Below are 20,938 nucleotides of genomic sequence, written 5' to 3'. Positions count from 1 at the left end.
TAGGCCGGGTAAGCAAAGCGCCACCCGGCAACAAACTACAGCGTATTCAACCGCGCCGGACACCGGTCCAGCAGCTCCACGCTGCCATCTTCGTTCTGCTGCTCCAGCAACACGTCAAATCCCCACAGGCGATGCACATGCTTCAGCACTTCCTTACGCCCCTTATCCAGCGGCGCGCGGTTGTGCGGAATATAGCGCAACGTCAGGGAGCGGTCGCCGCGCAGATCCACGTTCCAGACCTGAATGTTCGGTTCAAGATTACTCAGGTTGTACTGGGATGACAGGCGCGAGCGGATCTCGCGATAACCCTCTTCGTTGTGGATCGCGGAGATCTCCAGGTAGTTGTTGCGGTCATCATCCAGTACGGTGAAGAAGCGGAAATCACGCATGATCTTCGGCGACATGAACTGGCTGATAAAGCTCTCATCCTTAAAATCACGCATCGCGAAGTGCAGCGTTTCCAGCCAGTCTGAACCGGCAATATCCGGGAACCAGTATTTGTCCTCTTCGGTGGGCGACTGACAAATACGCTTGATATCCTGGAACATGGCAAAGCCGAGCGCGTACGGGTTAATGCCGCTGTACCACGGGCTGTTATATGCCGGCTGGAATACCACGTTGGTGTGGCTGTGCAGAAACTCCATCATAAACCGCTCGGTGACTTTTCCTTCGTCGTACAGGTGGTTAAGAATGGTGTAGTGCCAGAAGGTCGCCCAGCCTTCGTTCATCACCTGGGTCTGCTTCTGCGGATAGAAATACTGGCTCACCTTGCGCACGATGCGCAGGATCTCACGCTGCCACGGCTCCAGCAGTGGGGCGTTTTTCTCCATAAAGTAGAGCAGGTTTTCCTGCGGCTCGGAAGGGTAGCGACGCGCCTCGGCGACGGTTTTCTCCTCTTCACGTTTCGGCAGGGTGCGCCACAGCATATTCACCTGGCTTTGCAGATACTCCTCGCGGCTCTTCTGCCGGGCTTTCTCTTCCTGCAATGAGATCTTCTGCGGACGCTTATAGCGGTCAACGCCGTAGTTCATCAGAGCGTGGCAGGAGTCCAGCAGCTTCTCCACCTCGTCCACGCCGTAGCGCTCTTCGCAGTCGGTAATGTATTTGCGGGCGAAGATCAGGTAATCGACGATGGAGCTGGCGTCCGTCCAGCTGCGGAACAGATAGTTATTTTTGAAGAACGAGTTATGTCCATAGCAGGCGTGCGCCATCACCAGCGCCTGCATGGTAATGGTGTTCTCTTCCATCAGATAGGCAATACACGGGTTAGAGTTAATGACGATTTCATACGCCAGTCCCTGCTGCCCGTGCTTATACAGCCGCTCTGTCTCAATGAATTTTTTGCCAAACGACCAGTGCGGATAGTTAATTGGCATCCCGACGCTGGAGTAAGCGTCCATCATCTGTTCCGAGGTGATGACTTCAATCTGATGGGGATAGGTATCCAGACGATAGAGTTTGGCCACCCGGTCGATCTCCGCCAGGTAGACATCCAGCAACTCGAAGGTCCAGTCGGGTCCATCGCTCAGACGGGTGCTGTCCCTGGACATGGAATCTAGTGTAGCCATTAGCGCGCCCTCGTTGTTGGTCGCTCTCTCTGACTGGAGAGCCTCCTTTCAAGCATAGATCACCCCATTCAAATACGCGGGGCGCAGAAATTTTTTCTTTGCGATTTCGCGTTTTCGATACGGCAAATAAAGCGGTGCTCACAGAATTTTCTACTGGTTAAAAATAACGCGCAGCAGGAGATCCCAAATAAGCGCCATCCCCTGATACAGCGGGATATGTGAGTTGAGTCACCATAAAAAAGTCATATGTTGAATAATATTTTCAACTAGGTTATCAATCTGTAATTAGATGATTGTTCTTTTGCTCATAATGGAGTGGCTATGCGTGTTGTCATACTGGGAAGTGGTGTCGTTGGCGTAACCAGCGCCTGGTATTTAAGTCAGGCGGGACATGAGGTTACCGTTATCGATCGCGAATCCGGTCCGGCGCTGGAAACCAGTGCGGCGAATGCGGGGCAAATCTCTCCGGGCTACGCTGCGCCGTGGGCGGCCCCGGGCGTTCCGCTGAAGGCGATCAAATGGATGTTTCAGCGACATGCGCCCCTGGCGATCAGCCTTGACGGCACGCAGTTCCAGCTTAAATGGATGTGGCAGATGCTGCGCAACTGCGACACCCGCCACTATATGGAAAACAAGGGGCGTATGGTGCGGCTGGCGGAATACAGCCGCGACTGCCTGAAGGCGCTGCGTGCCTCAACGGGCATTGAATATGAAGGGCGTCAGGGCGGCACACTTCAGCTGTTCCGTACCGCGCAACAGTACGAAAACGCGACCCGCGATATCGCCGTGCTTGAAGATGCGGGCGTACCGTATCAGCTGCTGGAAGCCAGCCAGCTGGCGCAGGTGGAGCCAGCGCTTGCCGAGGTCGCGCACAAGCTGACGGGCGGTCTGCGTTTACCGAACGATGAAACCGGCGACTGCCAGCTATTCACCCAGCGTCTGGCGCGCATGTGTGAGCAGGCCGGGGTGAAATTCCGCTTCAATACTTCTGTCGACAAACTGCTGTCGGAAGGGGAGAAGATTTACGGCGTGAAGTGTGGGGAAGAGGTAATTAAAGCCGATGCCTACGTGATGGCGTTTGGCTCCTACTCAACCGCGATGCTGAAAGGCATCCTGGATATCCCGGTCTATCCGCTGAAAGGCTACTCCCTGACCATCCCGGTGAAAGAGGACAGCGGCGCGCCGGTCTCGACCATTCTTGATGAAACCTACAAAATCGCCATCACCCGCTTCGATAACCGGATCCGCGTCGGCGGCATGGCGGAAATCGTGGGCTTCAATACCGAGCTGCTCAAACCGCGTCGTGAAACGCTGGAGATGGTCGTGGGCGATCTCTTCCCGCGCGGCGGCTTCATTGAGCAGGCAACGTTCTGGACCGGCCTGCGCCCAATGACCCCGGACGGCACGCCGATTGTGGGCCGTACACCATACAAAAATCTGTGGACCAACACCGGCCACGGCACGCTTGGCTGGACCATGGCCTGCGGTTCGGGCCAGCTGCTGAGCGACCTGATCTCCGGAAGGACGCCGGCAATTCCGTTTGACGATTTGAGCGCCGCACGCTATCAATCAGGGTTTACCCCATCGCGTCCACAACACCTGCACGGCGCGCATAATTAAGGAGTCGTCATGTCCCGTCCTATTCTGGCCCAGCTGGATTTGCAGGCGCTGAAGGATAACCTGCAAATTGTTCGCCGTGCTGCGCCGGGTTCTCGTGTCTGGTCGGTGGTGAAAGCCAACGCCTACGGTCATGGTATCGACCGTATCTGGAGTGCGCTCGGCGGCACCGATGGTTTTGCCTTGCTGAATCTGGAAGAGGCCATCCTGCTGCGCGAGCGCGGCTGGAAAGGACCGATCCTGCTGCTGGAAGGATTCTTTCATGCGCAGGATCTGCCTCTGCTGGATAAGTACCGCCTGACGACCAGCGTTCACAGTAACTGGCAGATCAAGGCCATCCAGGACGCGAAGCTGCATGCCCCGCTGGATATCTATCTCAAAGTGAACAGCGGGATGAACCGTCTGGGCTTCCAGCCTGAACGGGTGCATACGGTCTGGCAGCAGCTTCGTGCGCTGAAAAACGTCGGTGAGATGACGCTGATGGCGCACTTCGCCGATGCGGAAAAGCCGGACGGCATTGCCGATGCCATGGTCCGCATTGAGCAGGCGGCAGAAGGTCTGGACTGTCCGCGCTCGCTGTCGAACTCAGCGGCAACGCTCTGGCATCCCGAGGCGCACTACAACTGGGTACGTCCGGGGATCGTACTGTACGGCGCGTCACCCTCAGGTCAGTGGCAGGATATCGCCAACAGCGGCCTGAAGCCGGTGATGACGTTACGAAGCGAGATTATCGGCGTGCAAACCCTGAAAGCGGGCGATACGGTGGGCTATGGCAGCCGCTATCGGGCAGCAGGTGAACAGCGCATCGGTATCGTGGCGGGGGGCTATGCAGATGGTTATCCGCGCATCGCCCCAAGTGGCACGCCGGTGTGGGTCGATGGCGTGCGCACCGGCACGGTAGGCACCGTCTCAATGGACATGCTGGCCATCGATTTGACGCCGTGTCCCCAGGCGGGGATCGGGTCACCGGTTGAGCTGTGGGGCAACGAGGTTAAAATTGATGATGTGGCCGCTGCGGCGGGCACCGTCGGGTATGAGCTGATGTGCGCGCTGGCGCCAAGAGTCCCTGTTGTGACGGTGTAACCTGTGTGTGTGCCGGGTGGCGGCTCCGCCTTACCCGGCCTACAAAAGCCCGAACGTAGGCCGGGTAAGCGTTAGCGCCACCCGGCAAAAAAGCAGCTACTCCGCCTCCTCCTCCATCGGCCTTACGCCGACTTTGCGCACCGCGTTATCTTCTTTCTCCGCTACCGTCCAGATCATCCCGGCAAACTCCACCTGGTCACCGACGACCGGCGCAGCTCCTAATAATTGCTGAATAATCTCACCCAGGGTTTGCTGGTTATCGCGATTCTCCAGTCCACCTTCCAGGCCATAAATCAGCGCCACATCCGCAAAGCGGGCGCTGGCTTCGAGGATAAAATCGCCGAAGAAACGCTGATCCAGCGCCACCGGGGGCGACTGGCTGAACAGCTTGCCGAGGGCCGGCAGGTCGCGCTCGCGGCCAATCACGCAGAGGATATCGTTCTCACGCAGCCGCGTGCTGCCGGTCGGGTGAAGCAGGGCGTTATCCCGGAACAGGGCGGCAATGCGCGTTTCAGCGGGCATATGCAGATCGCGCAGGGACGCGCCCACGCACCACTTATCGGCGCTTAGCTGGTAGACAAACTGTTCCCAGGGATTCTCAGGGTGAATATCCAGCCCCACGCGGGAGACCGGCCAGCCAATGGGCGGTACCACCACTTTGGCTTTTTTCGCCGCCCAGCCCAGCGACGTTCCCTGGAACAGCAGCGACACCAGCACTACGAAGAAGGCGACATTGAAGAACAGGCGGGCGTTGTCCAGCCCGGCCATCATCGGGAACACTGCCAGAATAATTGGCACCGCGCCGCGCAGCCCCACCCAACTGATAAATATCCGCTCACGCAGGTTAAACCCGCGGAACGGCAGCAGCCCGGCAAACACCGACAGCGGACGGGCGAAGAAGATCATCCAGGCCGACAAAAGCAGCGCCGGTACGGCGATAGGCAGCAGGTCCGACGGCGTCACCAGCAGGCCCAGCACCAGGAACATGGCGATCTGCGCCAGCCAGGCCAGACCGTCGAAGTTCTGCAAGATGGCGTGACGGTTGCGAATCGGTCGGTTGCCCAACAGGAAACCGCAAAGGTAAACCGCCAGAATACCGCTGCCGTCCAGCGCGGTGGTGACGGCAAAGATCAGGATCCCACCGCTCAGGGCCAGCAGCGGGTAAAGGCCGGAAGGCAGCGTAATACGGTTAATCGTATGCTGTAACAGGTAACCGCCGCCGAGACCAATGATAATCCCGAGGCCAAACTGCTGGAGGATGTGCCAGGCGAACATCCAGCTCAGGCCGGTTTCGTGCTGCTGGATCATCTCAATCAGGGTAATGGTCAGGAACACCGCCATCGGATCGTTACTGCCGGATTCAATCTCAAGCGTGGAGCCCACGCGTTCGTTCAGCCCCTTGCCGCCGAGCAGCGAGAAAACCGCCGCCGCATCGGTAGAGCCGACAATCGCGCCAATCAGCAGGCCTTCCATTATATCGAGGTTAAACAGCCAGGCCGCCATCATGCCGGTCAGGCCGGAGGTGATCAGCACGCCGACGGTCGCCAGAGACAGCGCCGGGCCTAAGGCAACGCGAAACGAACTTGCCTGGGTGCGCATTCCACCGTCCAGCAGAATCACCGCCAGCGCGAGGTTACTCACCATATAGGCGAAAGGGTAATTATCGAAGGGGATACCGCCGATACCGTCGATCCCGGCAAGCATGCCGATAGCCAGGAAAATGACAAGAATAGGTATGCCAAGACGCGATGAAAATGAACTTAATAAAATGCTAAAGGTTACCAGGATGGAACCCAGAATGAAAAGACTGATTATCGCTGTGGCACCCAATGTCGTCTTACTCCCACCTCAATGTGAACGCTGTTATTAAAACCCTAACATAATAACAACGTTAACTGCGTTTTATTGAGGGGGAATAACGGCTTTTTTATGCCTTTAAGACCGGATGACCGCTGATTGTTAACCGACTTCCTGAATTATCGTGTACAAGGTGCGCCTGGGCACCCAGCGGCAGGGTAACGGTTTGCTGCTCATGGCCGAAATCCAGACCGGCGATCACCGGGATATCCAGCCGGGAACGAATGAAATCAATCATCGTCTCCAGGGAATAGCCCGCATCGTAATCGTTGGGGGCTGAACCACTAAAACTGCCCAGCACAATGGCCGACTGCCGATCCAGGATCCCGGCGTGATACAGCTGCAACAGCATACGTTCGACGCGGAACGGGTGTTCGTTGATATCTTCCAGCACCAGTATGCCGTCCGTGATCTGCGGCAGCCACGGCGTTCCAATCAGCGACACCAGCATCGCGAGGTTGCCGCCCCACAGCTGTCCTTCACATTCCCAGTGCGGTCCATTGCCTTGCCACTCGATGGTGAACGTCGGGTTTTGCAGGGCGCGCCAGAAATGGTCCTGCGTAAACGCATCCAGCTCCGGCGCACCAAAGTTGCCGGCCAGCATCGGGCCGCTAAAGGTAATGACGTTATGCAACGCAAGCAGGCCGAGCTGGATCGCCGTGAAATCGCTGTGTCCGCAGATTAACAGCGGATCCTGCTGCTGGCGCGCGGCCAGCCCGGCCCAGTCGATGCTCTCCAGCAGCCGGCTTGCGCCATAGCCGCCGCGCACGGCCAGCACAATAGTGTTTTCACCTTCCAGCGTCGCCAGGCTGTTGATATCGCTCAGTCTCTGCGCCTCCGTACCGGCAAAACGCTGCATACGGCGGGGGATAATAGTCTGATTTTCTACCTGATGGCCCATTTCCAGCAGGCGCTGAACGCCCCGCTGTGCCGCCTCCTGGTTGATGCAGTAGCCTGACGGTGCGATGAGATGAAACTGAGGCATGGCAATTCCTTGCTGAATGAGAATCTAATTGTCTATATCATGCCGCTTATACGCCGCCTGCTTCAAGGGGCGACGTACCGCGATGACCGGCTATAAGGATAGATGACGTGAAATTGAGATGGTTTGCTTTTTTGATTGTGCTGCTCGCTGGCTGTAGTTCAAAACATGATTATCAAAATCCCCCCTGGAACCCTGAAGTGCCGGTAAAGCGGGCCATGCAGTGGATGCCGATCAGCGAACAAGCCGGGAAGGCCTGGGGCGTGAGCCCGCGTCTGATCACGGCGATCATTGCCGTGGAGTCAGGCGGCAACCCGACGCTGGTGAGTAAATCGAATGCGGTGGGGCTGATGCAGTTAAAAGCCTCGACGGCGGGAAGAGAGGTCTATCGCTACATGGGCTGGAAGGGACAGCCATCCACCAGCGAGCTGAAAAACCCGGAACGTAATATCTCTATGGGAACCGCTTACCTGAGCATTCTCGAGCATGGCATTCTGAAGGGGATTGACGATCCGGAAGTGATGCAATATGCGCTGGTGGTGTCGTACGTTAACGGAGCCGGCGCGCTGCTCCGAACCTTCTCATCCGATCGCAAAGAGGCGATAGAAGAGATTAACGATATGGATAAAGATGAATTCTTCGAGCACGTTGTGAAGAATCATCCTTCAGCACAGGCTCCACGTTATATCTGGAAAGTACAGAAAGCGATGGACGCCATGTAACGCCTTTGTCGGGCGGCAGCATGCTGCCCGACGCCTTTCAGCGCACTTTGTTCGCGCGTTCCCGCGCTTCACGCTCCAGTGAGAAGATGATGCGCTGTAGTTCGCGTTCGGCGCCTGGCCCGACATTCAGAAAGCGAAAGCTCAGTCGCGGCGTGGTAATGGTTTCGTTTTTGCTGTCCACCACCTTACGCTCGCTGATGGCAATCAGCTGGGCGTCAAACCAGAAGCGTCCCCATCCGCCCATATCCAGCTCAATCTGACTAAAACGCATGCCTTCCACCAGTCCTTCCGGCTTCGGCGTATCCATTAACGCGCCCATCCCGCCCAGTGACAGGTCGAAGAGACGAAAGCGGATCTCTTTTTTGTCCGGCATTTTTGCCTTACAGAAATAGGCCGGGTGAAGCGGGGCGCTGATGCGAAAAAACTCGCGGCGTTGCACGAACCAGAGGTTAGCGGGCAGGGGAGCGATAAACGCAGGCAAACCCTGGTACGCGATCGTGGTCAGGCGGGGCAGTATAAACTCGACTTTAGCCCCCTGCGTTTCGGCCATCACCGAGAGGTTTTCTGCCTGGAGCGCGGCACGGTTTTCTTCGCTCTGGCTACCCAGATCCACGATCAGGTGTTCTGCCGTCACGTCCAGGATCTTGCTGATAAACTGGCTGGTTGACCAGTTGATGCGCAGCGGCACCTCGCCCTTTTTCAGGTCGCGTAACACCCCTAATACAGCCAGCGGATTTTGTTTCAGGAACTGCTCACTGTAGCTACTCACGCCAGATGGCTCCTCGATAGATGACAGACTGTCTCTGGGTTATCGGCACGCTGGCATGAAACTTAATACAAACGATCTGTTTTTCTCCGCCGATATTGATTTGCTAATGGAAATGATAATAATTGGCGTTACCAATACCATCTAATAACAAGACGACACTATGAGCACCTCACGTTTTGCGTTATGCGCGTTAGCAGGCGCCGTCACGCTGGCATTGCAAACACAGGCTTTTGCAGAAGAACCCACCATCGTGGTGACCGGTACAGAGCAGGGCAGCGCGCTCCCTGCCTGGACCAACAGCGCCACGAAATCAGCCGTCGCGGAAAGTAAAACGCCGCAGGTGATCAACACCATTGCCGCTAAAGAGATTGAGCAGCGGCACGCCAGTTCGGTAAACGAGATCCTGCGCTATGCGCCGGGCGTTTCCACGGAGGTGCGCGGGAGCACCTCTTACATGAGCGAGTACAAAATCCGCGGGTTTAACGTCGAGCAGGAGTTCTACAACGGCCTGCAACTTCCCTATAACGTCACCGGGAACACTAAAGCGCGAATCGATCCGCTGCTGATTGAGAGCGTCGATATTCTGAAGGGGCCGTCATCCGTGCTGTATGGCGGCGGCTCCCCGGGCGGGCTGGTCAATATTCAGAGTAAAAAGCCGCAGAAAGAGGCGAAAACAGAACTGGGCTTTAACACCGGAAACCGCAATCTGAAAGAGGGGTACCTGGATTCCACGGGGCAGATTGCGACCAGCGACTGGAACTATCGCCTGCTGGGTAAAGCGACAGAGAGTGACGAACAGGCGCACACCACGCGCTATGAAAACTATCTGGTGGCCCCCTCCGTGACCTGGCAGCCGGATGACAAAACGCGCCTGACCATTGACGCGCTGGCGCAAAATACGCCGAGCCTGACGCCGTCTGATCCGATGCCGCTAAGCTATCTACGGTCTAAATACGCCGAACGTCGTGACTATGCCGGGGATGAGTGGAGCGGCTTTAAGCAGCGTCAGTGGATGCTGGGCTACAGCTTTGAACATGAGTTTGACAGTGGCTGGGGCTTTAGCCAGAAAGCGCGCTACTTTGACGTGGACACCCACCAGCGCAGCGCCTATTCAACCGGGACGGGCAGCGAGGTCTACCAGCTTAACCGCTTCGCCTATACCACGGATGAAGATTTACAGAGCTTCAACATTGATAACCAGGTCACCCGAACCGTCGCGCTGGGGGACTGGAAACATCATCTGCTGGCGGGCTTTGACTACCAGAAGCTGAACTCTCACTTCCACTATCGTTACGCCTCGTCCACACCGGGTATCGATATGCGTAATCCGGATCACTCGCAGATCGATAACGATGCGCTGGGGCTTGAAACCGCGCAGAAAAACCGTCTCAGCTATCAGCAGAATGGCTATTACCTCCAGGATCAGATTGCGTTTGGCGGGCTGAACGTGCTGGCCAGCCTGCGCTATGACGACTACCGTTCTGTCACCACCAACTATCTGCAAAACGGTGACAAAGCCTGGGTATCGCAGGATCGCCTCACCAAGCGACTGGGCGCGCTTTATGCCTTCGACAATGGTCTCTCGCCGTTTATCAGCTATTCGGAAGGGTTCGCCCCGGTATCGCCGCAGGGCACGCTGACCGCGAAAGACGTTAAGCCCACCACCAGCAAGCAGGTGGAGGGTGGGGTGAAATACCTGCTGGCGGATTACGCAACCACCTTCACCGCCTCGGTGTTTAACATTCGTCAGAAAAATGTGGTGACCAGCGATCCGGGCTTCCTCAACTATCGCCAGACCGGGGAAGTGGAATCGAAAGGTGCGGAGCTTTCCGCTATGAGTCGTCCAACGGATAACCTGACGCTGATTGCCAACTACGCCTACACCCACGCCATCAATACCGAAGATGACAAGTACCAGGGCAAACGACCGACGCAGGTCCCTGAGAACGCCTTTAATCTGTGGGGGGATTACACCTTTGACAGCACGCCGCTGAGAGGGTTAACGCTGGGGGCAGGGGCACGCTACACCGGGCCGATGGAGATCTCGCCAGCCAACGACGCAGGCAAGCTGGGCGGTACGACGCAATACGATCTGGCGGCATCTTACCGCATGGGCGAGCTGTCGCCATCGCTGGAGGGGCTGACGCTGAAAGCGAGCGCGCAGAACGTCACCAACAAAGAGACGCTCACCTGTTATGACGCGACCAACTGCTGGATAGGCCGTGACCGCACGTTCCAGGTCGGGGCGAGTTACAGCTTCTGAAAAAAGCCCGGTGGCGCTTCGCTACCGGGCCAATCTATTGCACGGAACCGTCCCCTCGCCCCACCGGGGAGAGGGTCAGGGTGAGGGGCGCTACTGCGCCGCCTGTTTCGCAGGTGCAACATCATCGTTTGCCGCAGGCTGATTCTCCGGTACGCTGTCGCACGGCTTCTCTTTCGGGCAGACCATGTCCAGCATCCTGAGCGTCACGCCGTTACTCCAGCCGAAACCGTCCTGCAACGGATACTCACCGCCGCCACCGCCGGTACCGGTCGAAGAGACATCGTACTTCTCAACCAGTTTCTTCTCGCGATCGTAGGTATGCTGAACGTTTTTCAGGAAACGCCAGGTTACGTCCATCGCCACTTTCTGCTGACCATAGTTCTGCAACCCTTCCACCGCTACCCACTGCAACGGCGCCCAGCCGTTCGGCGCATCCCACTGCTGCCCGCTGTTGATGGTGGTGGTAGAAATACCGCCCGGTTTCAGCAGGCGTGACGACGCGGCTGCGGCCACTTTATCGGCGCGATCCTGTGATGCGGCCTTCACATACAGCGGGAAGAGGGCTGCGGCCGTCAGCTGATTACGCACCTTCCCGGTTTTCAGATCGTAATCCGCATACCAGCCCTCTTTATCGTTCCACAGGTGGCTTTCCATGGCTTTCTGACGTGCGGAGGCCAGCGCGTCATATTTACTTGCACTGGCGTTATCGCCGTCTTCCTGACTGGCGCGGGCCAGCAGTTTTTCCATCTTAAACATCAGCGCATTCAGATCCACCGGCACGATGCTGGTGGTGCGGATGGTACCCAGCTTCTGTGGATCGTCCATCCAGCGGGAGCTGAAATCCCAGCCCGAGGCCGCGGCAGAGCGCAGATCGCGGTAAATTTCGGTGGCCGGACGGTTAGGGTTATTTTTGGCGGTGGTCACGTCATCCAGCCACGACTCAGGGCGCGGCGTGTCCCGATCGTCCCAGTAGCGGTTGAGGATCGAGCCGTCATCCAGCTTCACCACGCGTTTGTTCGCCTGACCAGGCTGGAGCCCATCAGCCCCCTCCATCCAGTAAGCGTACTCTTTCTCCATCTGCGGACGGTATTTCTTCAACGCGTCGCTGTCATGCGTGGCCAGCAATTCCACCATCAGCGAGAAGAAAGGCGGCTGAGAGCGGCTCAGGTAGTAGCTGCGGTTACCGTTAGGGATATGGCCCCAGGTATCAAGCTCGTAAGCGAAGTTGTCCACCATGTCGCCGATCTTATCCCAGTGGCCGCTCTCGGCCAGCCCCAGCATGGTGAAATAGCTGTCCCAGTAATAGACTTCGCGGAAGCGTCCTCCCGGCACGACATAGGGCTTTGGCAGGGGCAGGAGGGAGTCCCATTTGTTCGCTTTGTCAGTGGTGCGGGTCAGTACAGGCCACAGATCGTCTATGTGTTCGCGCAGGCTCTGGCCTTCAGGGGGAACGTATTTCTCACCTTCCTTCGGCAGGATAAAGTTCATCTCTACGAAGTGGCGCAGGTCAAAACCGGACTGGGTATGCTGCATCCGGTAATCCGCCAGGATGGTTAGCGGGTCGCTTTTGGGAACGGCATCCGCGAAGGTTTTCTGATCCGGGAACAGTTTGGCGCTCTGTACTTCATTAAAGAGGGGGCCAAGGAGAATATCAGGTGAGCTTTGCTGGCTCGTTGGCTGGTCTTCAGCATAACCAAATGCGGTAACACCGAGTAGGGCGCCTGCCAACGTAAGGTGTAACAAGCCAGGGCGTAGCATTCGAGTTTTTATCATCGGTTCATCTCCATTCGTCGCTGGGCAGCGTCACCGCTGTCGTCAATCACCTGAAAACCTTAGACGAATATTGCCCGCTTCGCGTGTTAGATATCCCATTTTGCGCATTACCAGACAATTTACCGCCGCGCCCGGACGTGAGAAGCGCGCCGAAAACTATTTACTCGGGGAATGTTTTTTGGGGAATGATTTTAATTAAATATCCTGTCAGGGCACACTATGAATATTGACCAGGCTTATGGGTTGCAACCTTTTTTAATTCTGTGAACGGGTTTGTGTTTCTTTATTACATTCCGCGAATAACTTTCCGTGAAGGTCACACAAAGTAAAAAACATAACCGACATAACAAAAAAACATAATAGCCTGCCGAAAAACATTTAGACGAAATAGAGTGGCCCATCACTTCGGGTATTCACTTTTATTTCAGGATGGATTCTATGCAATTAAAAAAATGGTTGTCCTCGTGGGGGCACTATGTTCTGGCTCTCTTTTTGCGGCACAAAGCGCGACGAGCGTAGATGAAAAACTGGCGCAACTGGAGGCGCAAATCGAGGCGTTGAAACAACAGCAGGCGGCCAGTCAGCAGGCTGCTCCCGTGGTCGTCCACTCAGAAAAGCCCGTCAATAAAGACGCACCACCGAAGCTGACGCTTTCGGGCTTTGGATATATAAAATTTTATGGCGATGTGGAATTTAATATGGATGCTGCCAGCAAAACCGGCAGTCTGACTTCTGTTAAGTAAAGTGCTAATAGCGACTGGGCGCCGGGAGATAAAGAACGGTGGGATATTAATGGTCGTATTTTGCTGGGGTTTGAGGGTTACCGAAAAATGGATAACGGCCATTTTGCCGGATTTTCTGTACAACCACTGGGCGATTTGGCAGGGCAAATGTACCTTGATGATGCGGTATTTTTCTTTGGCGCAGAAAACGACTGGGAAATTAAAGTTGGACGTTTTGAAGCCTACGATATGTTCCCGCTTAACCAGGATACCTTTGTTGAATACTCAGGCAATACAGCGGACGATCTTTATAGCGACGGCTATGGTTACATTTATATGCTGAAAGAGGGGCGTGGCCGTACCGACAGCGGCGGTAACTTCCTGATGAGTAAAACGCTGGATAACTGGTATTTCGAGCTGAATACGCTGTTCAAAGACGGCAGCGATCTGTACGTCGACCAGCGCTACCATGGCCGGAACTGGAAAATGATAAGAACGTCGCCTATGTCCGGCCAGTTATTTCGTGGCAGGACGGCCCGTTCTCAATGGCCGTCGCCATGGAAACCAATCTGGTCAACAATGCTTATGGCTATCGGGATGACGCGGGTCGTTGGGTCGATCAGTCTGACCGCACCGGTTACGGATTCACCATGACCTGGGCTATATTTATGCACATAACGAAATCGACGAATTTAACACTTCAACCTTTGACGCAGAGTGTGAGAATGATTGCTGGATCACCGATCCGGGTGAGTATGATATTCACACTGTCCATGCGCCATACCTTATTCCCAACGTAATGAAGATGAAGAACTTTAACATTTACCTGGGCGCCTACGCTTCGTGGGTGAACGCGTCGCCGAAAAAGGGAAGCGATAAGAACGACGATCGTTATGGCGGTCGTGTGCGGTTTAAATATTATTTCTGAAGAGTGTCATAATGCCCCCCTGTTAGCAGGCAGAGGGGCCATTTTGCAGGCCGGGTATGCGCAAGCGTCACCCGGCAATACGATCGGCTACAACCCTTTCTTATCCATCAGCACCGCCAGATCCACCAGACGGTTCGAGAAGCCCCATTCGTTGTCATACCACGACAGGATCTTCACCATATTCCCGCCAATCACCAGCGTTGAAAGCCCGTCGATGATGGATGAGCGCGGGTCGCCCTGATAATCACGGGAGACCAGCGGTTCATCGCTGTAGCCCAGGATGCCTTTCAGCGGCCCGCTGGCGGCAGCCTGACGGAACGCGTCATTCACCTCTTCGGCGGTCACGTTGCGGCTCAGCGTCACCGTCAGATCGACAATCGACACCACCGGAACCGGCACGCGCAGAGAATACCCGGTGAGTTTACCGTCAAGCTCGGGGATCACTTTCCCGAGCGCTTTTGCCGCGCCGCTGGAGTAAGGCACAATCGATAATGCTGCCGCGCGCGCGCCGCGCAGATCTTTTTCCGGCTGGTCATGCAGCGCCTGGCTGTTGGTGTAGGCATGCGTGGTGTTCATCAGCCCGTGCTCAATGCCAAACTGCTGGTGCAGCACCTGCGCCGCTGGCGCCAGACCATTAGTGGTGCAACTCCCGTTGCTGACCACAAAATGCTGGGCCGGATCGTACAGCGTGTGGTTCACGCCCATCACCACCGTCAGATCATCATTTTTAGCCGGGGCGGAAATAATGACGCGTTTTGCGCCGCCGCTCGTGATATGCACCGCCGCTTTTTCACGTTCGGTGAAGAAGCCGGTTGCTTCAATTACCACCTCAACGCCTGCGTCTTTCCACGCAATGTTTGCCGGGTCGCGTTCACTGAATACGGTGATGCGTTGCCCGTCAACCTGTAGCGCGCCGTCCGCCGCTTCCACAGGCACCGGCAGCGTGCCGAGCAGAGAGTCATATTTCAGCAGATGGGCGAGGGTTTTACTGTCCGTCAGATCGTTAATGGCCACAATCTGGAGATCCGGGTTGCCCAGCGCCGCGCGCAGGACATTACGTCCGATACGGCCGAAACCGTTAATACCGACCTTAACCATGATGCACTCCTTATCTGTGTTGTCTGGAGTTACTGTAGGCGTCAGGTCAGATGGCGTAAATGACAAAAAAGGATCATATTACGCCATTCTGCGGCAGTGGAAGCGCTGGCGGTATTCGCCCGGCGTGAGATGAAGCTGCTTTTCAAAAACGCGGCGCAGGTTGATGCTGGTACCAAACCCGCTTTTTTCGGCAATGACCTCAAGCGGAGCCTGGGTCTGCTCCAGAAGCTGTCGGGCGGCGGCCAGGCGCGCTTCGGTGACATAACGGGCCGGAGGCACGCCCACGTCACGCGTGAACACGCGGGTGAAATTGCGCGGGCTCATGGCGACCCGTTCGGCCAGCCTTTCGACGCACAAATCTGCGGTGAGGTTTTGCAGGATCCAGCTTTGCAGTTCGCTGACCGGTCCGCTCGCACCGGACTGCTCCAGATTATAGCGGCTGAACTGTAGCTGGCCGCCAGGCCGACGCAGGTACATCACCATATCCTGCGCCACGTTGCGGGCGAGGGTGAAGCCGTAATCATCCTCCACCAGCGCCAGCGTCAGGTCAAACCCGGAGCTGACGCCGCCCGACGTCCAGATGGGGCCATCCTGAACATAGAGCGGGCCGCCCTCAACGTTGACCGCAGGATAGCGGGTTTTCAGGGTTTCCAGCAGCCGCCAGTGGGTCGTTGCCCGGCGCCCGTCGAGCAGTCCGGCCTGTGCCAGCAGCAGGGCCCCGCCGCAGACAGAGGCGACGCGGCGCGCATGCGGCGCGGCAAGGTGCAGCCAGTCCACCACGGCGGTGCTCTCCTGCTCATTCATGCCGCGACCGGTAATGATGATCGTGTCCAGCGGCTCGCGCGGATCCAGCTCCGGCAGGCGATAGTCCGCCAGCAGGTTTAAGCCGGACTGGCCGTGGATCACCAGGTGAGGCTGGGTGGTGGCGATAATGATGCGGTAGCGGGGCTGCGCAAGGCCGTCCGGGTGCAGCCGGTTGGCCTGCATCAGAATGTCGGCGATACCGGCGGCCTCAAACAACATGCCACCATCAGGAACGATAATCAGGATCTTCTTCATGTCCTGAAAAGTACCTTTATCACAAAATAAGTCAAGCGGAAGGCGAACATTGTAGAAGAGACAAATGAGGCGTGCCGGGTGAAAGAGTAGAACGGCAGATGTTGGGAAGAAGTAAAAGAAATATGTAGTAACGGTAAAACTTCTTGCGTGAGGTTCACTGTCAGCGCCGCTGAACCCCCCAGTTTATGGGCTGCAAGGGAGCGCGCTGAACGATGAGAGAGCAAAAAGATGTAGCCGGGCTTAATTGTTTAGGTGCAAAAAATAACCCCAAAGGGGAATTTTGCTCAGGTTATTTCGGATCGCGAAATTAAATTTCTGCCATTTTCTTAGCCGCCATTTGTTTATGCGGGACGCTCGTGCACAATAAAAGTTATCGTCTGAATGCAACAATGAAAATATCCCAGATATATCCCGCAGCGCACAGAAAAATGAAATTCTACTAATTATGGTAGTGGAGATAATAAGGGGTTACGTTAATGATAGTGGTTCTCTTTTTCCTGTTTAGCCATTAATTTTCATAGAGTTATGCTCGAAATCTGTCTAAGAAAAAGACGATTTTACCTAAGTGCGCATTTTTTATGAGATTAATCCTATAATGCATTGGGCGTATCATTAAACGCCATTAAGCAGGTGGGAAATATTGAATTGATGACAAGCTCATGTAAACTTGTCTACCGTTTGTCAAAATATGTCAGGAGCATGCTGGGCCCATTTCTGTCGGGTTCGTGCGGTAGCTATGCCTTAAAATAGTTACCTGCTGAAAATATTCCGACTATTTTAACAATAGCACCTAAGTCAAATTTTATCCCCTCTCTTCATCCTCTAAATATCGCTACGGAAAAGCATATGAAACTGCGCGTATTGTTATCACTTCTGTTTGTTATGGCGGTGGCGGGCTGTAAGGCGCCGCAGAAACCAGCGATCACCGATGATACGATTGTGACCAGCCAGGTGAATGGCATCACGCTGACGCACCGTCACGCTGTTACCCCTCCGGCGGAGTTCACTCAGGTGAATGAACCGTACCGTGCCATGTACCCGGCATCCCTGATGAGCCGTCCTGACTACGGCGGAAAAGTGATCCGTACGCTTGAGACCGGCAAAACTTACGTTGTGCTGGGGCAGGTTGAACATTTCTGGATGGCGCTGGCCGATGAAGGGAGTGAACAGCTGATTGGTTACGTGCCGATGCGTGCCGTGATCAAGGCTGACCAGTACGAAGCCACCGTGCGTAAACAGGCACTGCGCCCGAAAGCGCGTAAGAAAACCACCTGTGTTGATGTCGATGGCAACAGCAAAGCCTGCAAAGACAGCGCGAACGGTACCTGGATCCTGAACTAAACGGGTTTCACGAGCATATTTTTATGAATAATAAAAATTTTCATCGGATGTGGTTCCCTTTTTTTGCGTTGATTCTTGCGCTGATCGGTGGTTGTTCGTCGTCTTCACACAGCGACCCCTCCCGCTACAATCTTCAGTTTCAGGCTCATCCTCAAATCAATGATTCTGCGCCGCTTAAGGTCAGAGTGTTGCTGCTGAAATCCGATGCGGATTTCATGTCCAGTGACTTCTACTCCTTACAGAACAACGCGTCAGCCACGCTTGGCGCGAATCTGCTGAACAGCGATGTGTTCTTCCTGATGCCGGGCCAGCTTTCGAAAACCCTGAGCGGACAAAGCTCACCGGAAGCGCGCTATATCGGCGTGATGGCGGAATACCAGGCGCTGGACGGCAAAAAATGGCGCGTCTCACTTCCTTTGCCTGTTCCCGGCGAAAACGCGATTTACCAGTTCTGGAAATGGTCCGCAGATGAACTCCAGGCCAGCGTCTTTCTTGACGTAAATGGTATCCGGGTCATCAGCCAGTAACGCCCTTCATAACAGGAAAGAGATCATCATGACGAAAGCAGAAAAGGTCGTCTGGACCGAGGGCATGTTCCTGCGTCCCCACCATTTTCAGCGGACAGAAAGCTACCTCCTCAACCACGTTCGTGAGTGGGGGGCCTTGCAGCGATCGTATCTCTGGGGCTTTCTCGACCTTGAGCTGGATGAAGCGATGCTACGCCAGGGCTGTATTGCCCTGAGCTACTGTAGCGGTTTGCTGCCTGACGGCACCTTTTTCCAGGTTCGCAGCGACCGCAATGGTCCGGCCCCGCTAAAAATCCCCGATAATCTCACCAACGAAAAGGTGGTGCTTGCGCTGCCGGTTCGTCGCGGTGGCCGTGAAGAGGTGATTTTCAGCGAGGAGCAGCCTTCTCTGGCGCGTTTTATTACCTTTGAACAAGAGGTGGAAGACGACAACGCCATGTCGGTCGGGGAGGCGACGGTCCAGTTTGGCCGCCTGCGTCTGACCCTGATGCTGGAGAAAGATCTGACGGCAGAATGGACCGCCATCGGCGTGGCGTACGTCACCGAAAAGCGCAACGACAACCACGTGCGGCTGGATAACAGCTACATTCCGCCAATGCTGAACGCCAATAACAGCCCGCAGCTGTACGGCATGATCAATGACCTGCACGGCTTGCTGGTGCAGCGTAGCCAGCAGATCGGCGGTCGACTGCGCCAGCCGGGGCGTTTCAATACGTCCGAGATGGTTGAGTTCACGCTTCTCTCGCTGATCAACCGCCACCTTGGCGACGTCTCACATTTAAAAACGCTGCCGCTGCTTCACCCGGAAGCGCTCTGGCGCAGCTGGCTGCCGTTTGCCACGGAGCTCGCCACCTGGACGCCGCAGCGTACCGCAGAGAGCATACTGCCGGTATACGACCATGACGATCTCGCCGTTTGCTTCAGCAAACTGATGCTGATGCTGCGTCAGGGGCTGTCGCTGGTCATGGAAGATCATGCCATCCAGCTGCCGCTGCACGAACGCTCCCACGGGCTGAACATCGCCACCGTGCCGGAGACCAGCATGGTCCGCGAATTTGGCTTCGTGCTGGCGGTAAAAGCCAATGTCCCCGGCGAACACCTGCAAACCCATTTCCCTGCCCAAATGAAGGTTGCGCCAGTGTCGAAAATTCGCGATCTGGTCCAGCTCCAGCTGCCGGGCATCATGCTTCGGGCAATGCCCGTCGCGCCGCCGCAGATCCCGTGGCATGCAGGCTACAGCTATTTCGAGCTCGAGAGGGGCAGCGAACTGTGGCACGAGATGGACAAGTCCGGGGCATTCGCGCTGCATCTCGCAGGGGAATTCCCGGGTCTCGATATGGAGTTCTGGGCCATCCGTAGCCCGACAGAATAATAAAGCGAGCGCTTAATATGCAGGAACGACAGGATACCGGCAGTGATGCCGTGTTTACCGGAGCCAGTGGGAACAATCAGCTGGTGGCGGCCGCCAATCCGCTGCTCAATGCGATTCCGCAAATCCGTCATTCGGTTTCCCACGACGATCAGGTCGGGCTGCGCCAGCGCCTGATTGACGAAATTCGCCGTTTCGAAGTGCGATGCCAGCAGGCGGGCTTACCGTATGAAGTGATTGTCGGCGCGCGCTACTGCCTCTGCACGGCGCTGGACGAAGCCGCCGCGCTGACCCCGTGGGGAAGCAGCGGCGTCTGGTCAAGCAATGGTCTGCTGGTGACGTTTCATAACGAAACCTGGGGCGGTGAGAAGTTTTTCCAGCTGCTGGCGCGTCTGTCGCAGAATCCGCGCGAACACATTCTGCTGCTGGAGATGATCAACTACTGTCTGCTGCTCGGCTTTGAAGGCCGCTACCGCGTGCTGGACAATGGCCGGACCCAGCTTGAAACCATCAAACAGCGCCTGTGGCAGATGATCCGTGGCGTGCGCGGCAGCTATCCGCCGCCGCTCTCGCCGCACCCGGAAGATCGCCCCGTTCTGCGCAAGCTCTGGCGGCCGATGATCCCACTCTGGGCGTGCGTGGCGCTGGTCGGCTTTATCGCCTGCCTGTTCTATATCGTGCTGAACTGGCGTCTGGGTGATAACACCAGCCCGGTGCTGGCGAAAATTTACCAGTCCCAACTGCCGGAAACCACCATCCAGCAGCCTGCGCGTCAGCTGCCAGCGGTGCTGAACCTGCGCGGCTTCCTGAAACCAGAAATTGATGCCGGTCTGGTGGCCGTTAAGGATGAGGCGGATCGCAGCGTGGTGATCCTGAAAGGGGACGGACTCTTTGCCTCGGCCTCAACGGTGGTGCGCGATCGCTATGAGCCGGTCATCGACCGCATCGCCCAGGCGATGAATAACGTCAGCGGCAAAATTCTGGTGGTGGGGTACAGCGACAACGTGCCGATCCGCAGCGCACGCTTCGCTTCTAACTATGAACTCTCGCTTGAGCGCGCCCGTTCGGTGCAAAAACAGCTCCAGGGTAGCCTCTCGCAGCCTGAGCGCGTCAAAGCCGAAGGGCGGGGTGAGATCAACCCGGTAGCGCCTAACACCACGCCTGAAAATCGCGCCCGTAACCGCCGCGTAGAGATTACGCTGCTGGTATCGCCTGACAATACCCAGGCCGAGCTGAACGGATTGCCGCAAGGAAACTAAG

The 20,938-nt window shown here is 56.2% G+C and carries 14 protein-coding genes and 2 pseudogenes; 9 read left to right on the top strand and 7 right to left on the bottom strand.

Going from position 1 to position 20,938, the window contains the following annotated elements; genetic code table 11:
- Positions 1–35 precede the first annotated feature (35 nt).
- On the bottom strand, positions 36–1,568 hold the full coding sequence (locus tag ACQG1Y_RS13560; RefSeq protein ID WP_017384314.1) for a SpoVR family protein: 1,533 nt from the start codon (positions 1,566–1,568) through the stop codon (positions 36–38).
- A 321-nt stretch (positions 1,569–1,889) separates the two neighbouring features.
- Between ACQG1Y_RS13560 and ACQG1Y_RS13555 the strand changes: the two genes are divergently transcribed.
- Positions 1,890–3,188: a D-amino acid dehydrogenase gene (locus ACQG1Y_RS13555; RefSeq protein ID WP_015570317.1), complete on the top strand. Its 1,299-nt coding sequence runs from the start codon at positions 1,890–1,892 to the stop codon at positions 3,186–3,188.
- A gap of 9 nt (positions 3,189–3,197) precedes the next feature.
- Positions 3,198–4,268 carry a catabolic alanine racemase DadX gene (gene dadX / locus ACQG1Y_RS13550; protein WP_032653929.1) on the top strand — a complete coding sequence of 357 codons (1,071 nt, stop codon included), beginning with the start codon at positions 3,198–3,200 and terminating at the stop codon, positions 4,266–4,268.
- A gap of 162 nt (positions 4,269–4,430) precedes the next feature.
- Here the strand turns inward: dadX and ACQG1Y_RS13545 are convergent.
- Positions 4,431–6,098: pseudogene (locus tag ACQG1Y_RS13545) on the bottom strand (potassium/proton antiporter); the annotation flags it as partial.
- A gap of 97 nt (positions 6,099–6,195) precedes the next feature.
- Positions 6,196–7,110, bottom strand: coding sequence for a muramoyltetrapeptide carboxypeptidase (gene ldcA, locus ACQG1Y_RS13540; protein WP_047728269.1), 915 nt, complete (start codon positions 7,108–7,110; stop codon positions 6,196–6,198).
- 107 nt (positions 7,111–7,217) lie between these two features.
- On the opposite strand from ldcA, the gene emtA reads away from it, so the two are divergent.
- On the top strand, positions 7,218–7,829 hold the full coding sequence (emtA, locus tag ACQG1Y_RS13535) for a membrane-bound lytic murein transglycosylase EmtA (protein ID WP_017384310.1): 612 nt from the start codon (positions 7,218–7,220) through the stop codon (positions 7,827–7,829).
- A 37-nt stretch (positions 7,830–7,866) separates the two neighbouring features.
- Here the strand turns inward: emtA and ycgR are convergent, their stop codons facing one another.
- On the bottom strand, positions 7,867–8,598 hold the full coding sequence (gene ycgR / locus ACQG1Y_RS13530; protein WP_017384309.1) for a flagellar brake protein YcgR: 732 nt from the start codon (positions 8,596–8,598) through the stop codon (positions 7,867–7,869).
- Between the two features lie 160 nt (positions 8,599–8,758).
- On the opposite strand from ycgR, the gene ACQG1Y_RS13525 reads away from it, so the two are divergent.
- Positions 8,759–10,861, top strand: a complete 2,103-nt coding sequence (locus ACQG1Y_RS13525; protein WP_426736778.1) for a TonB-dependent siderophore receptor — start codon at positions 8,759–8,761, stop codon at positions 10,859–10,861.
- 90 nt (positions 10,862–10,951) lie between these two features.
- On the opposite strand, the gene ACQG1Y_RS13520 is transcribed toward ACQG1Y_RS13525, so the two are convergent.
- Positions 10,952–12,634: an alpha,alpha-trehalase gene (locus ACQG1Y_RS13520; protein ID WP_032619545.1), complete on the bottom strand. Its 1,683-nt coding sequence runs from the start codon at positions 12,632–12,634 to the stop codon at positions 10,952–10,954.
- Positions 12,635–13,086: 452 nt separating this feature from the next.
- Here ACQG1Y_RS13520 and ACQG1Y_RS13515 point away from each other — a divergent pair.
- Positions 13,087–14,284, top strand: a pseudogene (locus ACQG1Y_RS13515) (carbohydrate porin).
- Between the two features lie 87 nt (positions 14,285–14,371).
- Here the strand turns inward: ACQG1Y_RS13515 and gap are convergent.
- Positions 14,372–15,382 (bottom strand): type I glyceraldehyde-3-phosphate dehydrogenase, encoded by a 1,011-nt coding sequence (gap, locus tag ACQG1Y_RS13510; RefSeq protein WP_015570325.1) that lies wholly within the window; start codon positions 15,380–15,382, stop codon positions 14,372–14,374.
- A 78-nt stretch (positions 15,383–15,460) separates the two neighbouring features.
- Positions 15,461–16,441 carry a GlxA family transcriptional regulator gene (locus ACQG1Y_RS13505; RefSeq protein ID WP_047057142.1) on the bottom strand — a complete coding sequence of 327 codons (981 nt, stop codon included), beginning with the start codon at positions 16,439–16,441 and terminating at the stop codon, positions 15,461–15,463.
- Between the two features lie 846 nt (positions 16,442–17,287).
- Between ACQG1Y_RS13505 and ACQG1Y_RS13500 the strand changes: the two genes are divergently transcribed.
- The 4 genes from ACQG1Y_RS13500 to ACQG1Y_RS13485 are packed head-to-tail and all read left to right on the top strand — an operon-like array spanning position 17,288 to position 20,937.
- Entirely contained in the window at positions 17,288–17,782 is a 495-nt protein-coding gene (locus ACQG1Y_RS13500; RefSeq protein WP_006810964.1) for a hypothetical protein, read from the top strand.
- Between the two features lie 23 nt (positions 17,783–17,805).
- Positions 17,806–18,309 (top strand): type VI secretion system lipoprotein TssJ, encoded by a 504-nt coding sequence (gene tssJ, locus ACQG1Y_RS13495; protein ID WP_032103578.1) that lies wholly within the window; start codon positions 17,806–17,808, stop codon positions 18,307–18,309.
- A gap of 28 nt (positions 18,310–18,337) precedes the next feature.
- A complete protein-coding gene (gene tssK / locus ACQG1Y_RS13490; protein ID WP_063138289.1) occupies positions 18,338–19,681 on the top strand; it encodes a type VI secretion system baseplate subunit TssK in 1,344 nt (447 codons plus the stop codon).
- Between the two features lie 17 nt (positions 19,682–19,698).
- A complete protein-coding gene (locus ACQG1Y_RS13485; RefSeq protein ID WP_003859963.1) occupies positions 19,699–20,937 on the top strand; it encodes a DotU family type VI secretion system protein in 1,239 nt (412 codons plus the stop codon).
- Position 20,938: the final 1 nt, after the last annotated feature.

The sequence above is a fragment of the Enterobacter cloacae complex sp. 397G4 genome (assembly GCF_050031515.1).
GTDB lineage: Bacteria > Pseudomonadota > Gammaproteobacteria > Enterobacterales > Enterobacteriaceae > Enterobacter > Enterobacter hormaechei_C.
Note: the sequence above shows the minus strand (reverse complement) of the source record. Positions and strands in the feature narration are given on the sequence as shown.